The 15557-nt window shown below is 69.2% G+C and carries 11 protein-coding genes; 4 read left to right on the top strand and 7 right to left on the bottom strand.

Annotated features, from left to right (window positions below; genetic code table 11):
* The first annotated feature begins 107 nt into the window (after positions 1 to 107).
* Both NBRGI_RS09720 and NBRGI_RS09715 read left to right on the top strand, forming a co-directional pair.
* Complete coding sequence (locus NBRGI_RS09720; protein WP_014981092.1) at positions 108 to 680, top strand: HhH-GPD-type base excision DNA repair protein; 573 nt, start codon at positions 108 to 110, stop codon at positions 678 to 680.
* A gap of 101 nt (positions 681 to 781) precedes the next feature.
* The gene (locus NBRGI_RS09715; protein ID WP_029894694.1) at positions 782 to 1114 is read left to right on the top strand and encodes a hypothetical protein; all 333 of its coding nucleotides are present in this window, start codon (positions 782 to 784) and stop codon (positions 1112 to 1114) included.
* Positions 1115 to 1121: 7 nt separating this feature from the next.
* On the opposite strand, the gene NBRGI_RS09710 is transcribed toward NBRGI_RS09715, so the two are convergent.
* Complete coding sequence (locus tag NBRGI_RS09710; protein WP_235210900.1) at positions 1122 to 2294, bottom strand: neutral zinc metallopeptidase; 1173 nt, start codon at positions 2292 to 2294, stop codon at positions 1122 to 1124.
* Positions 2295 to 2370: 76 nt separating this feature from the next.
* Between NBRGI_RS09710 and NBRGI_RS09705 the strand changes: the two genes are divergently transcribed.
* On the top strand, positions 2371 to 3990 hold the full coding sequence (locus NBRGI_RS09705) for a DUF2207 family protein (RefSeq protein ID WP_029894693.1): 1620 nt from the start codon (positions 2371 to 2373) through the stop codon (positions 3988 to 3990).
* Between the two features lie 54 nt (positions 3991 to 4044).
* Here the strand turns inward: NBRGI_RS09705 and NBRGI_RS09700 are convergent, their stop codons facing one another.
* The 6 genes from NBRGI_RS09700 to NBRGI_RS09675 all read right to left on the bottom strand — a co-directional run bounded on the left by NBRGI_RS09700 (position 4045) and on the right by NBRGI_RS09675 (position 11871).
* Complete coding sequence (locus NBRGI_RS09700) at positions 4045 to 5334, bottom strand: ROK family transcriptional regulator (RefSeq protein ID WP_029894692.1); 1290 nt, start codon at positions 5332 to 5334, stop codon at positions 4045 to 4047.
* Positions 5335 to 5709: 375 nt separating this feature from the next.
* Complete coding sequence (locus tag NBRGI_RS09695; RefSeq protein WP_029894691.1) at positions 5710 to 6417, bottom strand: hypothetical protein; 708 nt, start codon at positions 6415 to 6417, stop codon at positions 5710 to 5712.
* 104 nt (positions 6418 to 6521) lie between these two features.
* Positions 6522 to 7199, bottom strand: coding sequence for a TetR/AcrR family transcriptional regulator (locus NBRGI_RS09690; protein WP_036558251.1), 678 nt, complete (start codon positions 7197 to 7199; stop codon positions 6522 to 6524).
* Complete coding sequence (locus NBRGI_RS09685) at positions 7196 to 9472, bottom strand: MMPL family transporter (RefSeq protein WP_029894689.1); 2277 nt, start codon at positions 9470 to 9472, stop codon at positions 7196 to 7198. The genes NBRGI_RS09690 and NBRGI_RS09685 overlap by 4 nt, the downstream gene beginning before the upstream one ends.
* An 86-nt stretch (positions 9473 to 9558) precedes the next feature.
* Positions 9559 to 10797, bottom strand: a complete 1239-nt coding sequence (locus NBRGI_RS09680) for an ammonium transporter (protein WP_228833006.1) — start codon at positions 10795 to 10797, stop codon at positions 9559 to 9561.
* Positions 10798 to 11016: 219 nt separating this feature from the next.
* Positions 11017 to 11871 (bottom strand): hypothetical protein, encoded by an 855-nt coding sequence (locus NBRGI_RS09675; RefSeq protein WP_235210899.1) that lies wholly within the window; start codon positions 11869 to 11871, stop codon positions 11017 to 11019.
* A 443-nt stretch (positions 11872 to 12314) separates the two neighbouring features.
* On the opposite strand from NBRGI_RS09675, the gene NBRGI_RS09670 reads away from it, so the two are divergent.
* The gene (locus tag NBRGI_RS09670) at positions 12315 to 15269 is read left to right on the top strand and encodes a DNA polymerase III subunit gamma and tau (RefSeq protein ID WP_036558248.1); all 2955 of its coding nucleotides are present in this window, start codon (positions 12315 to 12317) and stop codon (positions 15267 to 15269) included.
* Positions 15270 to 15557: the final 288 nt, after the last annotated feature.

The following is a 15557-nucleotide window of genomic DNA, read 5'->3' as shown; positions in this document are numbered from 1 at the left end:
CTAACGGGTGGGTGCGCGTGCGATGAACAGTGTGCGCCCGGGCCGTCGGCACTAATGAGATGATCGAGCCGTCCGAGCAGTTTCGGTAACGGTGGGAAGGAACGGCGATGAGTCGCAAGCTTTGCCTGGCACAGGATGTCGAGGCGGACGAGCTATTGACCGAGGACCACTTCGCCACCCTGCTCGGCATGCTGCTCGATCAGCAATATCCGATGGAGCACGCGTTCCGCGGCCCGAAGAAGATCGCCGACCGGATGGGCGGCTTCGATATCCACCGCATCGCCGAGGCCGATCAGCAGGAGTTCGAAGACCTCTGCGCCACCCCGCCCGCCATCCACCGGTACGGCCGCTCGATGGCGCGCCGCGCCCAGGACCTCGCCCGCTACATCATCGAGAACTACGACGGCAGGACCGAGAACCTGTGGAAGAAGGACAAGCCGGACGGGAAGGAGGTCTTGCGCCGATTGAAGGACCTGCCCGGTTTCGGGGAGCAGAAGGCGAAGATCTTCCTGTCCCTGCTCGGCAAGCAGCGCGGTGTCCAGCCGGCGGGCTGGCGCGAAGCCGCGGGCGCCTACGGTGACGAAGGATCGCGCCGTTCGGTCGCCGACGTCACCGACGCCGAAACCCTGGCCCAGGTGCGGGAATTCAAGAAGCAGGCGAAGGCCGCCGCCAAGAAGTAGGCCGGGCCGCTCCGAGCCAGTGGCGGGGAACTGGCAGCGAACGGGCATTGCCGGGGACTGTGGTCTACCGGGATTGTTCTGGGCGGAAAGGAGTGGTTTCGATGAGGCGACGACCGGCGGCGATCGGATATCTGCGCCGCGATGTATCCGGTGCCCGGCAGCAGTGGGACGAGGTTTTGATCCGGAGCCTGGCCCAGCGATTCGGGTACGACCTGGCGAAGACCGTGGTCTTCGGTGCGGAAACCGACGACGTGCTGCACAGATTGACCACGGTGGCGCAGCGACTCGGGGTGGACGCGGTAATCGTCCCCGGCGCAGCGCATTTCGAGGGGGGCGTGCCCGAACAGCTAGTCCAGATCTGCGACGTGATCACCGTCGCGCCCGAGTACACCTACGCCCGGCCCCTCCAGCCGCCCCTAGCCGACGGCGCGTGAGCCTGCGCTAGTTGACCGAACTCGCCGGTGCCGTGAACGTATTGCATTGCGCGGCACGGTTCTTGTCCAGTCCGGTCTCGAACCACTGGCCACCGTTCTCGGCGGTGCCGTGGTCACGCATGTCGCCCGCCTGGTCGCCGCGTCCGTAGGCGTCCTTGCGGGCGACATTCAGTTGCGAGTTGGTCAGCGAACCGCCGCCGGACGAGGACGCGATGTACATGCCGTCGAAGCAGTTGGCCTGCAACTCGACTCGGCGCGACAGTTCGAGGCCGCGGGTGCTGCGCGGACCCGCGTCGGCGCGCTCGCTGTTGGCTTTGCGCAGAATCCCGGACATGGCCTGGATGTGGTGGCCGTACTCGTGCGCGAAGACCGACAGGTAGACCACCCAGTTGTCCTTGAAGAAATCGGTCTGCAGCTGACTGACCGGCATGTAGATGGTCTTGTTGGCCGGGCAGTAGAAGGCAGCGAAATTACTGGTGGTGCCGGTGCACGGGGTGGTGATACCGGTGGTGGTGGCGCTCACGTTCAGCGTCGGCGGCTGGAACGGCAGATTCGCCTTCTGCAGCACCGGTTTCCAGGCCGCCTCCAGGCATGACGCGGCACTCTCGAAGAACTTGCGCGCGGCATCCACCTGGGTGCCCCACGGCGAGTACGGGCAGCGGGCCGGGATCAGCGTCGCGCTCGGGTCGGCGAGCAGCGGGTTCGCGCCGGTCTCGGCCGGGCCGGTCGAACCGTCGGGGGAGAAGGTGAGGCTCGGCGTGACCGTCGACGGGCTGCTGTCGTTGCGGCCGACCGAGATCGCGTTGCGGACCAAGCCGCCCACCACCAGGAACACCACGACGACCAGCAGCGCGATCCACGCGCCGCCGCCACCGGAGCGCCGGCGCGGCGGGTACGGGGGACGGCCGGGCGGGCCGTACGGCATCGGCGGCGGCGCCGGTGCGCGGTAGCCGGGCGGCGGACCGTAGCCGGGCGGTGCCGAATAACCCGGCGGCGGACCGTATCCCGGCTGGGCATAGCCCGGTGGCGCACCGTATCCGGGTGGCGGACCGTAGCCCGGTGGCGGACCGTAGCCGGGCGGCGGCTGACCTTGCCCCGGGGGTGGGCCGTAGCCGGGCGGGGGCGGAACCGGTCGCCCACCAGGCGGAACCGGCCCGTATCCGTACGGTGGTTGTGTCACGCCCCCGTACCCCCTCGTCTCAGTGATCGCCGACAGCCGATGACGCAGAATAGCAAGCTGTCTAAAGTAGGCTGCCATGCTGACTTTTCGGGGGGCCGCCCTAGGCGCGCTGCTACTCGCGTCCGCGGGATTGTTCGCGACGGCCCCGGCGGCGCACCCGGAGCCCGCCCCGAGCGGTGTGACCATCACCGCCGATCTGAAGCTGAACCGCGACGGCGTGCTCGAGGTGGTCGAGCAGGTCGAGGTGCCGCCGGACGGCACGTTCCAGATGTCGCTGCCGCTGCGGCTGCAGGTGCGCGACGATGTCGAGCGCCGCTTCAAGGTCACCGACGTCGACACCAAGGGCGCGGGCACCGCGACGGTCGCCAACGACCAGTTCACCATCGAGGCCAAGCCCGGTACGTCGACCTTCACCTACTCGGTGCACAACCTGGTCAGCGATGCCCCGGGCAGCCAGGTGTTCAACTGGATCGGGGTGATGCGCAGCGATATCGCCGCGATCAGCGCCACGTTGATCAGTCCCAGCTTCGAAATGGGCATCGTGGACTGCAAACTCGGCCCGCCCGGCAACACCAGGGCCTGCGCCGATGTGAAGACCGAGGTCGACGGCGTGCTCTACCTGGAGCAGACGGATCTGCACAAGGGCGACGCGATCGACCTCACCCTGCAGTTGCCGCCGAACACGGTGCCGAGCAATGCCGACGTGCGCGACGACAGCGCCGCGGGCCCGTTCGCATTCACCACGCCGGTGCTGGTCGCGTTCGGTGTGCTGGTGCTCGCGCTGATCGGCCTGGTCGCCTTCGCGTTGCGCGCCCGGCGGCAGAACGCCGCGGCGGGCACGGGCTCGCAGACCCTCGATCCGCTGCTGCGCGAGGGCGAACGGGTCCAGTTCGTCTCGCCCGACGGTGTGCTGCCCGGCGAGGCCGGGCTGCTGCTGGACGAGCACGTCGACCCAGTCGACATCGCCGCTACGGTGGTCGATCTCGCCGTGCGCCGCTATATCCGGGTGCAGCCGCTCAGTGATACCGACTGGCGGATCACCCGGGTCAATACGCCCGACGACCAGCTGCGCGGCTACGAGAAAGCGGTCTATCTGGCCCTGCTGCCCGACGGCACGGACGCGGTCACGATGACCGAGCTGCGCGCGCCCGGACGGGTGCAGTCCGGTCCGGTGCGCACCGCACTGCTCGACGACGCGGTCGCCCGCGGCACCTTCGCCGACCGGCGGCGGCCCGGGCTGGCCGGCTGGCTCGGCGGTGCGTTGATCGTCGCGGGTATCGCCGCCACGATCGGGCTCGCGCTCACCGCCGGACATGCGCTGGTCGGCGTGGCGATCGCGCTCGCGGGTATCGCCACGGTGCTGCTGCCGAAGTATCTGCCGGTGCGCACCGCGCACGGTCTCGCCTTGTCCGGGCAGATCCGCGCGCTGCAGCGCGGGCTGGAAGCGACTCGCCGCGAACAGGTTCCGCCGATCGATCAGGAGACGGTGTTCTCCCGTGCGTTGCCGTTCATGGTGATCGGCAGCCGTGCCGACAATTGGATCCGGGCCTTCCGCGACCTCAACCCGTCTGCCGACGCACAGCCCGGGCTGTACTGGTTCGGCGGTTTCGAACGTGACCGCAACCTGCAGCGCTTCGCCGGGCACTTCCCGTTCTTCATCACCGCGCTGGAGGGCTTGTTCGCACCGGAGCGCTGAGCGCGACCGCTCGTTTCCCACACCCGAGAGACGGGAAACGAGCGGCCGAAATCCTCAGTCGGCCAGCGTGGTTCGCCGGATCGCCGCCAGCGGGTCCGCGTAGAGCACGCTCAACGAGGTGACCACGGCGGCGAATTCCTGGACCTTGCCGCCGAATCCGCTGATCCGGATATCGGTGGGCGGCAGGCTGGAACCCTGGTTGAAGGCGCGGGCCACGTGCGCGACCGCAGGGCGGTAGCCGGTGAAGGCCTGGCCGCCCAAGATCACCCGGTCGGGGTTGAGCATGTCCCGGACCATCGCCACGGTGTTGCCGAGGATGGTGGCGCGCTCGGCGAGCAGTTCGCGCGCCGGCTCGGAACCGGCCTCGGCGGCCCGGTACAGATCGGCGATAGTAGAGCCTGCGGTTCCGTTGTGCGCCGGGATGATTCCGCGTCCGACGGCCCGCGAGTGCAGCGAGCGGTCGCCGACGGTGACCTCGAGGCAGCCACGCCTGCCGCAGGTGCATTCCACATCGGAGCCGGTCGGCAAGTGCGCGATGGAGCCGGGCCCGTTGCTCGGGGTGTGCACGCGACCGTCCAATGTCACTGCCACACCGGCGGTTTCCCGGACATAGAAGTAGAGGCTGCTGCCGCGTTCAGGGCCCGCGGTGCGGCCGGCCGCCGCGTCGCGCGATTCGATGGTGGGCAGCAACAACTCCGAGGCCGCCATCGCCTCGACGTGCGGCGCCACCGAGACCGGCAGCTCCAGCACCTCGCCGAGCACGGCGCCGATCTGCGCGCCCTGCCACTCCAGCTTGGGATGATCGACCACGCCGGAGACCGGGTCGACCCGGCCGCCGATGGCGACGCCGGCCCAGAGCGGCTTGCGCCGGTGCCAGCGTTGCAGGAACGCCTTGGCGCTGCGGGCGACGGTGGTGGTCGCGAATTCTTGACCGGTCTGCGGGGTGGCGATGGCCAGGCCGCCGAGGATGCGGCCGCGCAGGTCGGCCGCCACGATCTTGGTCACCGCGGCGCCGACGTGGATGCCGAGGGTGAGGTACGCCTCGTGATCGATCTCGAAGGGCACCCGGGGGCGTCCGACCGCACCCGAAGCCGTCAGGTCGGGCCGTTCGCGCAGCAGACCGGCGGCGAGCAGCGCGGACACCTGGCGGTTGACCGTCGCGATGCTCAAACCCGTTGTGCGCGCGGCATTGTCGCGCGAGACGGGGCCGCCGGTCGCGGCGCGCAGTACCGCGGCCGCCGGGTTGTCGCCGATGCGCAGTTCGGGTGCGACGACTGGGCGCTGGACCCGGACGCGACCGTTGGCGACCCTGGCGGTGGAGCGTTCAAGGGTAGGGAGGGACATAGTGCAGATTCCTTGCCGAGGTCCCGCACCGGGGCGGGACGTGCCTACGTGGGCGACTGGGCAGTGAACGAGCCGAAAAGGCTGCTCAGCTGCAGCAAGGGCGATAACACAGTTCGCGTGTCAGGGGCAGCCGGAGCCCGAGCGCGGCGGTCACATAGGTGACCCGCAGGGCGGTCGGTCGGCTGGCAGACATGTAAAAGAAATTAACACCGGTTGGCGCGACTCACCAAGCCTCAAACTGCCGCTGTGTTCTCACACACACTGTTTTCGCAGGTCACGAGGGTGTGCCGGGTGGCCGGTGGTCGATTTGTCCATCGGCTACGAGAAAACCCCGCTCAGCGTGGCTGGGCGGGGTCTTCTCGGAGCGGTTGTGGACTACTTCGGCGGGGCCACGAACGGTTGATTGATCGTGGTGAAGTACTGAATCGCCGCACCGATGGCGACCGGAGCGGTCACGAAGATCTGGCCCGCGACGGTGCCGAGGGCGCCGACGGCGATGATGCCGCCGAGGCAGCCGATGGCGGCCGCGGGGATGAACGGGCCGAACAGGCCGATGATGGTGGCCGAGGCGACGGTGGCGCCGGCGATGCCGCCGAGCACGCAGCCGACGGCCGCGCCGCCGATGCCGCCGACGAGGGTGCCGATGGTGGCGCCCGCGCTGATGGTGCTGGTCAAGCGGCTCCAGGCCGCCTGCTCACGGTCGTACTCGCTCTTCCACGGCGCCTTGTCCTCGAACGGCAGCGCGACCGGCTTGTAGACGGCGTGCGCCTGGTCGAGCTGCGGGGTGAGCGTCGCGGTGCGCTGCGAGATCTGCGCGGCGATCGGGAACTCGAACTCGTCGATGCGAAGCGTCAGCGGGGTGGCGGCCACGGTGGTGCCGTCGGCGGCCTTGACCTTGAAGGCACCGTCTTCGGCCACGAGCGAGCCGGCGTCGGTCTCGATGATCGATGACGTGTCGGTGGTGCGCGCGGTGAAATTCACCGGGCCCGCGGCGGTTTCGGGCGCGGCGACGGAGGTGCCCGCGGCCACTCCGGTCGCCGTGGTCACCAACGCGGCGACCACGGCCAGCTTCCTCATCCTCATCTACTGCATTCCCTCGATCTCGATGTGCGTTTCTCCTGGCGAAGCATCGAGCAGAATGCGCAGGAGAACGAGGGAATAACGCAGGCAGATTCCAACTGGCGACGTCAGGGCGACCGGCGCTGTCCGGCCAGCCAATCCATGAGGTCCGCAGGCGCGGGATCCGCGCCGATCAGGTCGACCACCACGTGGCCGATGCACGCCGCGCGCAGCACGCGATTGGCCACCTCCTCGGTATCGCCCCACGGGATGAACGGTTTGGCGATCAGCAGCGAGGCGATGCCGTGCGCGGCCGCCCAGAGGTCGAGCACGACCGGCAGGGTGTCGCCGGGCGCGAACACGCCCGCGTCCATGCAGTCCTGCACGGTCTGCGAAAAGTGCTGGAACGCACCGCTGGTCATCACCTGATCGATCGCACTGCTCGATTCGGTGGGCAGGGTCGCCAGCCGGTACTGCTCCGGATGTTCCCGCGCGAACCGGACGTAGGCCAACCCCTGCTGCTGCATCCGGTTGAGCGGCGTGGCGGCGGGATCGGTCGCGGCCACGATCGCGGCGTCCAGATTCTCGAAAACCTGCACGACGACGGCTCCGATGAGTTCGTCCTTGTCGGCGAAGTGCCGGTAGATCGAGGGCGCGCTGACCCCGACCCGCTGGCTGATCGCGCGGATCGACACCGCATCGGCGTGGCCGGTGCGCGTCAGCAATTCTGTTGCGGCGTCCAGGATTTCGGTTCGTAGCTGAGCACCGGCACCGCGGGCCGAGCGGGATCGACCGGCACGGATCATTTGTGCCCGGCCAGCACGGGTTCGGTGGGATCGCTGTCCTCGCGCAAGCCGATCCGGGCGTGCAGCCGGGCCAGCGGCTTGGGCGCCCACCAGTTGGCGGTGCCCATCAGTTTCATCAGCGCGGGCGCGAGCATGGTGCGGATCAGGGTGGCGTCGGCGAGCACGGTCAAGGTCAGGCCGAGGCCCATCAACTGGATGAACGACACCTTCGAGGTGATCATCGCGCCGATCACGATGGCCATGAGCACGGCCGCGGCCGTGTAGATCCGGCCGGTCCGCGCGATGCCGACCGCGAGGGCGTGCACGTTGTCCTCGGCGGTGCGCACGACGACGCCGTCGACGACCCGGCCCGAGGCCAGCCACTCCTCCCGGATCCGTGACAGCAGGAACACCTCGTAGTCCATCGACATGCCGAATGCGACGCAGAACATCAGAATCGGGGTGGTCGGCGTCAGATAGCCCACCGCGGTGAACCCCAGCAGGTCGGACAGATGACCGTCCTGGAAGATCCAGACCATCGCGCCGAACGCGGCGGCCATCGAAAGCGTGTTGAGCACAATGGCTTTCAGTGGCAGCAGCACGCTACCGGTGAACAGGAACAGCACGACGAAGGTGGCGAGCGCGATGAGGGCGACCGCGGGCACCATCCGCTTGCTCAGCGAATCGAGGGCGTCGGCATTCACCGCGGCGGCACCGCCGAACAGGGTCGGGCCGGGGGCGGGCACGTCACGCAACGCGAGCAGCTGTGCCTTGCCTGCGGGAGAGAACGGGTCCGGCCGGGTCGCTACGCTCACGTATTCGCCGGTGCTGTTGGCCATTCCGGGCGGACCGCTCGCCATCCGGGCGCCCTTGATGTAGATGCCCGCGCTGGACAACACCGCCGACACGCCGTCCACCCGAGACAGACCCGTGGCATATTCGCCGATCGGCCCTGGGCCGCCGTGGTATCCGTCCAACACGATCGTGGTGTTGTTGCCGGAGTTGGCCGCCGGGAACTCGGCCCGCAGCACATCGCCGACCTGACGGCTCGCCGCCGAGGTCGGCAGCACGCGGTCGTCCGGATAGCCGAATTTCACTGAGAGGAAAGGCGATCCGAGGGCCAAGAACAGCGCGACCAGTAGTAGGGCCACCGGTACCGAACGCCTGGTCACCCAGGTCACCGTGCGGTACCACCAGCTCTGTTCCGGCTTTTGGCTCTTCAACGGATCGGGCGCGGGGCGACCGAACATGCGGCGCAACGGAATTCGGATATCCAGTGCGTTCACCCGATGGCCGAGCAGCACGAGCGCGGCGGGCAGGATCACGATGGCCGCCGCCGCGGCCGCGACGACCACGGCGACACCGGCATAGGCGAACGAGCGCAGGAAGTAGATGTCGAAGATGCTCAGCACGGACATCGAAAGCGCCACCGTCAGTGCGGAATACAGCACCGTGCGGCCCGCGGTCTGCACCGCTCGGATGGTGGCGCGCACCGGATCGAGGCCGTTGGCCAGTTCCTCCCGGTACCGGCTGACGATGAACAGGCTGTAGTCGATCGCCAACGCCAGACCCATCGCCGTCGTCATGTTCAGCGCGTAGATGGAGACGTCGGTGATCAGTGTGAACATGCGCAGGATGGCCAGTGTGGCGAGGATCGCGAAGATGCCGACCGTGAGCGGCAGGGCGGCGGCGATCACGCTGCCGAACACCAGGATCAGCACGATCAGCGAGATCGGGATCGCCACCCCCTCCGCCACTGCGAGGTCGTGCGTGATCTGTTTGTTCACGTCGTGGAAGACCGACGCGATACCGCTCTGGCGGACGGTGATGCCGTCGGCGCTGCCCGCGAGTTGTTCGGTGAGCTCGCCCGCGGTGCGCTGCGCCTCGGTGTCGTCGCCGGTCAGATAGGCGAGCACGAGCGCGTCCTTGCCGCTGGTGCTGCGCAGTGCGGAGCCCACAGCGGGCGGCGCGGTCCAGTAGGACTGCACGCCTTTGACGTCGGGGCGGGCCCGCAGCGCGTCCACCAGGCGGGTGCCGACGGCGCGGGTCGCCGGTGCGTCGGCGCCCGCATCGGAACTGACCAACAGGATGTAGTTGGGTGCCGCGCCGTCGAAATTGTCCGCGAGCAGCCGGGTGACCTCGGAGGAGTCGGCGTCGGGCGAGGTGAAGCCCGCGGATTTCAGGTGCGACGCCGCCGTCGCGCCGAACGCGCCGCAGGCGATCGCGAGCGCGGCGGCCGCGATCAGGATGGCGCGTGGATACCGCGTGACCAGCTGTGCGATCCGAATCAGCATGCGCGGCTCCCTCGCTCGGCGCAGTAAGGTAACGGCGTTAGCGTAACGCCGTTAACCCGGCGCCGACAGAGGGAGCCGGTACCGGGTCAGTGATCCCGGTCACTCGCATTGCCGTGGCCGAAGTGGCCGCCCTCGCCGAATCGGCGCGGCGCGTGACCGTGCACGCCCTCGGCGTAGGCGGTCTCGGCGTGCAGCGCGAAGTCGATGCCCGCCGTCTCGTCCTCCTTGCTCACCCGGAAGCCGATGACCCGGTCGATGAGCTTGCCGAGCGCGAACGTCACCAGGAACGCGTAGGCCGCGACCACGAGCACGCCGACCAACTGCTTACCGAGCTGGGCGAAACCGCCACCGAAGAACAGGCCGTCGACGCCGCCGGTCATCACCTGGGTGGCGAGCAGGCCGATCAGCACCGTGCCCACGATGCCGCCGACGAAGTGCACGCCCACCACGTCGAGCGAATCGTCATAGCCCGCTTTGAATTTCCAGCCGACCGCGAACGAGCACACCACGCCCGCGGCGAGCCCGACGAGCAGCGCGCCGAGCGTGTTCACCGAACCGCAGGACGGAGTGATCGCGACCAGACCGGCCACCACACCGGAGGCCGCGCCGAACGTGGTCGGCCTGCCGTCGCGGATCTGCTCGACCGCGAGCCAGCCGAGCATGCCGAGGCAGCCCGCCACCAGCGTGTTCAAGAAGACCGCTGCTGCAATGCCGTTCGCGGACAGCGCCGAGCCGGCGTTGAAGCCGAACCAGCCGAACCAGAGCAGGCCCGCACCGAGCAGCACGAAGGGCAGGTTGTGCGGGCGCATCGCGTCGGTCTTGAAGCCGATGCGTGGACCGAGCACCAGGGCCAACGCGAGTGCCGAAGCGCCCGAAGCGATTTCGACGACCAGACCGCCCGCGTAGTCCAGCGCGCCGAACGAGGCCAGCCAGCCGTCCGGACCCCACACCCAGTGCGCGATCGGCGCGTACACCGCCAGCGCCCACACCGGCACGAACACCATCCACGCGGCGAACTTCGCCCGGTCCGCGATGGCGCCGCTGACCAGCGCCGCGGTCAGGATCGCGAAGGTCAGCTGGAACGTGGCGAACAGCAGTTCCGGCACTGCGCCGCGCACGGTGCCCGGATCGATGTTCGCCATGCCGAAGTGGTCCAGGTTGCCGATCAGGCCGCCGCCCGCGTCGTCGCTGAAGGCCATGCTGTAGCCGAGCAGCAGCCAGGCCACGGTCACCAGCGGGATCGCGATGAAGTTCATCATCAGCATGTTGAGCACGCCGGTCGAGCGCACCATGCCGCCGTAGAACAGCGCGAGCGCCGGGGTCATCAGCAGCACGAGGGCGGTGCTGACGAGCAGCCAGGCAGTGGCCGCGGGATCGAGGGGTGTGGGCACGGTAGCTCCTTCCACGCAGGATGCGTTGCAAGGAAATTACCGAACGGTCACCACCGGATATGCGCTGGTCCGCGTATTGCGAGCGGTTCTGGACATGGGATGTTTCGACCGCACTGTGGGATCGGGGCCGCTCTTGCTACCAGTCGGTAGGGCTCAGGACGCGCGGGATCTACGGGCGATCGCGCGCTGACCGCGCTTGCCGGGCACGGGCAGTTCGTCCTCCAGCGCGACCCAGTCGGCGGTGGTCAGCCAGAGCTCCTGCGCCCGGGCGTCGGCCGTGTTGTGGAAGATCCGGCGGCCCCGGTCGTCGCGCAACTCCTGGGCCACGGTGCACCAGCGCGGTGCGCGGCCGTGCTCGGTCCGGTAGTCCGCGAGGTAGGCGGCCACGGCGGTGCCGATGATGTTGACCGGGCGCAACGACACCCGGTTGCCGTACTGATCGGCGTGGAACCGGCGGCCCGCGCACAGCGAACCGGCGTTGGCGTTCGAGGCGATCCAGCCGGCCCGCTGCGCGCGCTCGATCAGCCACAGGTGTTTGACGGCAGAGGGCGCGATATCGCCGATCCGGGTTCGGATCAGCGACATGACCTCGTCGGAGGACAGCACGTCGCGCCGGGTCGGGCCGATGCCGTGCGCGGTCCAGTGCGCGTCGGCCAACACGGCGAGCGCGCGGCCGAAATCGTCGATGCTGCGCTGGGCGCGACGGCCGAGGCGCTCGATGCGTTCGGCCTCGCGGCGCATCTCGTTCTGTGCGGTGAGGGTGCGGATCGCCGCCATCGTCGGCACCTGGCCACGCTCGAGCAGTTCGAGGATGGCGGTGGAGGTGGCGGGATCGGCCGCGGCGGTCACCGGGAGCGAATCGCGTTTGATCGCGAAGTCCTGTGGGCTGATCGCGCGGCTCAACAGGTCTACGGCGGATCGATTGCCTGCGAAATCGGTGCTGGCGAGCAACGCGGCGGCGATGTCGTCGGGCGACACGGTGAGCAGTTCCTCCGATGGACGTGGCACTCGGTGGCGCTGGAACCTTGGCGGTGCTGAACTGTGCACTTCGGTTGTGCCCCGGTCGGGATGAGGGACCGGCCGGGGCAACCAACCTGATGAAGGTTTGGCTACCGAAGTTGCCGATTGCCACGGTAGCCAGGCGATTGCGTCGATGTCATCTTTGTTGACGCTTTCGTTATCTCCATAAACCTGCGGTAAATCGGGGGATGAGTCTTATTTTCCGGTCTACTTGGGGGAATTGGGCGGTTGTATCCCTGTCGCGACCGGTATTGCGTCCGTGATTGCCGGTACGTTGCCAATCTCATCGTGGGTCGAAGGGGTCTAATGGGGGTCACGGAATCTTGTGAGTTAGATCACATATATCGCGCTGCGCTGTCGGGTTTCCGCCGCGCCGAGCACCACGACGAGCGGGAATGTTCTTTGTCGGTGCACGCCGGTAACCTCTGCCCGTGGCTCTGTACCGGAAGTACCGACCGGCAACGTTCGCTGAGGTAGTGGGTCAGGAGCACGTCACCGACCCACTGAGCACCGCCCTCGACACCGGGCGGATCAGTCATGCCTATCTGTTCTCGGGGCCGCGCGGCTGCGGTAAGACATCGTCGGCGCGCATCCTCGCGCGCTCCCTGAACTGCGCCGAGGGGCCTACGTCCACACCGTGCGGCACCTGCCCCTCCTGCGTCGCGCTCGGTCCGGGCGGCCCGGGCAACCTGGACGTGATCGAACTCGACGCCGCCAGCCACGGCGGTGTCGACGACACCAGGGAACTGCGCGACCGCGCTTTCTACGCCCCCGCCGAATCCCGGTACCGAGTGTTCATCGTCGACGAGGCGCACATGGTCACCACGGCGGGCTTCAACGCGCTGCTGAAAATCGTCGAAGAGCCGCCCGCCCACCTCATCTTCATCTTCGCCACCACCGAGCCGGACAAGGTGCTGCCCACCATCCGCTCGCGCACCCACCACTACCCGTTCCGGCTGCTGCCACCCGCGACCATGCGCGGCCTGCTCGGCAAGATCTGCGATCAGGAGCAGGTGCCGGTCGAAGAAGCGGTGTACCCGTTGGTGATTCGCGCCGGTGGCGGTTCGCCCCGCGACAGCCTCAGCGTGCTCGACCAGTTGCTGGCCGGCGCCGGCCCCGAAGGCGTCACCTACTCCAGGGCGGTCTCGCTGCTCGGCGTCACCGACGTCGCGCTGATCGACGACGCGATCGGCGCGCTCGCCACCGACGACGGCGCCGCGCTGTTCGGCACCGTCGATCGAGTGGTCGAGGCCGGGCACGATCCGCGCCGCTTCGCCGTCGACCTGCTCGAGCGGTTGCGCGACCTGATCCTGATGCGCGCCGTCCCCGACGCGGTGGATCGCGGCCTGGTCTCCGGGCCGGGCGACGTCCTCGACCGCATGCGCGGCCAAGCCGAACGGCTCGGGCCCGCCACCCTCACCCGCTACGCCGAACTGCTGCACGAGGCCCTCGGCGAAATGCGCGGCGCGACCTCCCCACGTCTGCTGCTCGAGGTCGTCTGCGCCCGCATGCTGCTGCCCTCGGTCTCCGACGCCGAATCGGCCACCCTGCAACGCCTGGAACGCCTCGAGCGCGGCTTCGCCGGCGGAGCCGTCCCGCCCGCGCCTCCTACCGCAAGCGCCGCCCCCGCCCCCGCCGCCGGCGCTCCAGCCCCCGCCCCGATCCCCGCCCCCGGCTCCGGCCCCGAATCGAACCGCCGCCGCGGCGCCGAAGCCCTCGCCGCCATCCGCCGCGAAGCCGCAGGCAAGGGTGCTGCGGACGTGCGCGAGGTCGCCGATACCGACAGCGGTGCGCCCAGCGGTACCGCATCGAATGGTGCTGCCGGACCGCATGAGTCGGTGGGTTCGCGCGACGGGGTGTCTACGCAGAGCGCGACGGATGGGCGCGAGGTCGCTGACGTCGGTGGTGCCGAAAGCGAGAACTCGAGCGGTGCGGTGTACGAAGCTGCGACCGCGTCTGGCGCGGTCGCCGACTCGACGGATGTCACGAGTGCCGGCTCGGTTCCGGCAGATATCGACGGCAGTGCCGAGGGGCCGGCTGCTGCACAGAGTCGCGATGCGTCTTCGCACGGTGCCCAGGGGGAGCCTGGCGGGGCTGTCGAACCCCACAGGTCAGGTGCGCGGTCCGGCTCCGCAGAAGGGGTCTCCGGCCAAGCCGCGCCGGCCGCACAGGGCGCGTCCGCTGGCCACTCCGCGCCGACCGCACAGGGTGCGCCCGTCGAGTCGGCCGCGTCGGTAGCGCAAGGCGGGCCCGCGGCGCAGCCGCCATCAGCCCCGCAGGGGGCGCCGACTACGCAGTCCGGTCCCGCCGCACACGGCGGGCATGCCGCATCGGATGCGGAGGCTGTGCCCACCGCGGATGACCCGCAGTCCGCAGCTGCCGCACAGGCGGCATCGGCCGCACAACAGTCCGGGCCCTCTGTGCGGTCCGCGGCCGCCGCGCAGGGATCAGGACCTATCGCACAGGCTGCGCCGAACGCGCAGTCCGTATCCGGCGCACCCACCGCTCCGGGCGGATCCGCAGCGCAGTCCGGGCCTACCGCGGCCGCCGCGCAGGCATCAGCACCTACCGCGCAGGCTGCGTCGAACGAGCAAGGCGCGCAGTCCGCATCCGCCGCACCCGCAGCCGATGCCGCGCAGACCGGGCAGGACGGGGATCTGTTGCGGGAGGTGGAAAGTTCTTGGGGGGAGATTCGGGCCAAGGTGCGGGAGTTCGGGGCCGCCGTTCAGGCGATGCTGGCGGGGGCTTCGGTGGCGCGGATCGAAGGCGATGTCATCGTGTTCGCGCATCAGCATGCGCCGCTGGCGCAGCGACTGTCCGATCCGCGCAACGTGGACGCGGTGCGGTCGGCGGTGCGCGCGGTGCTGGGGCGTGAGCTGGATGTGCGCTGGGAGGCCGGAGGCGCCGCGACCCGGCCCGCGGCCGCGCAGCGGGCGACGGGTCAGGCGAAACCGCAGCGGGCGGCGGGTCAATCGGCCGGTCGCGAGGCCGGTGCCGCGGGCGGGCGGGGCTCGGACGCGCCCGCGCCGCCGCGTTTCTCCCGGCCGAGCCAGGCCAAGAACGCCGCCGCGGACAAGGCCGCGAACCGGCCACGGTCGTTCGGCGACGACGATATTCCGCCGCCGGACTTCCCCGATCTACCGGATGATCCCGGCCCTTTTGACGGTGCGCCGGCCGAATCGGCGCAGCCCCCGACCGGCAGTGACACAGGCAGCGGGGACGGCTGGGCCGCCGACCGAGCGGTACCCGTCGACACCCCCGAGGACGAAGAGGAGATGATCCGCGCCGCGGCGGTGCCGGTGGCGCCCGAGGATCGCCGCGACCCCGACGAGGTCGCCCTCGAATTGCTGAAGAGTGAGCTGGGGGCCACACGCCTGAGTGGTTGACAACCACCGCCGTCACGACGTTAAGTTAACCGGAGTTCGCACGCCACGCTAATATGAACGGGTGGCCGTGAGCTCCGGTACGACGAGGTTCTATGGTAAGCCCAGGCGTATGGGCGATCGGAACCTGCGTCCGCCGTCGCATGCCGCGTTTTGTACAGCGTCAGGACGGTCGGTCGCAGGACCGGTCGGCGAGGTTACCCGCGCCTACGCCGCATAGCGCGGGGTAGGCGCACAGAGCGCTCGGGCGGACCACGTCCGGCCGCCGCACCTTTAAGGAAGGAACACTCC

It is taken from the genome of Nocardia brasiliensis IFM 10847, assembly GCF_000710915.1.
GTDB lineage: Bacteria > Actinomycetota > Actinomycetes > Mycobacteriales > Mycobacteriaceae > Nocardia > Nocardia brasiliensis_A.
The sequence above is the reverse complement of the archived record's forward strand: the minus strand, read 5'-3'. Positions and strand labels throughout refer to the sequence as shown.

Coding starts and splice junctions, on each gene's coding strand:
- NBRGI_RS09720 (WP_014981092.1), top strand. CDS start 108: ATGAGTCGCAAGCTTTGCCTGGCACAGGATGTCGAGGCGGACGAGCTA.
- NBRGI_RS09715 (WP_029894694.1), top strand. CDS start 782: ATGAGGCGACGACCGGCGGCGATCGGATATCTGCGCCGCGATGTATCC.
- NBRGI_RS09705 (WP_029894693.1), top strand. CDS start 2,371: ATGCTGACTTTTCGGGGGGCCGCCCTAGGCGCGCTGCTACTCGCGTCC.
- NBRGI_RS09700 (WP_029894692.1), bottom strand. CDS start 5,334: ATGTCCCTCCCTACCCTTGAACGCTCCACCGCCAGGGTCGCCAACGGT.
- NBRGI_RS09695 (WP_029894691.1), bottom strand. CDS start 6,417: ATGAGGATGAGGAAGCTGGCCGTGGTCGCCGCGTTGGTGACCACGGCG.
- NBRGI_RS09690 (WP_036558251.1), bottom strand. CDS start 7,199: ATGATCCGTGCCGGTCGATCCCGCTCGGCCCGCGGTGCCGGTGCTCAG.
- NBRGI_RS09685 (WP_029894689.1), bottom strand. CDS start 9,472: ATGCTGATTCGGATCGCACAGCTGGTCACGCGGTATCCACGCGCCATC.
- NBRGI_RS09680 (WP_228833006.1), bottom strand. CDS start 10,797: ATGACCCCGGCGCTCGCGCTGTTCTACGGCGGCATGGTGCGCTCGACC.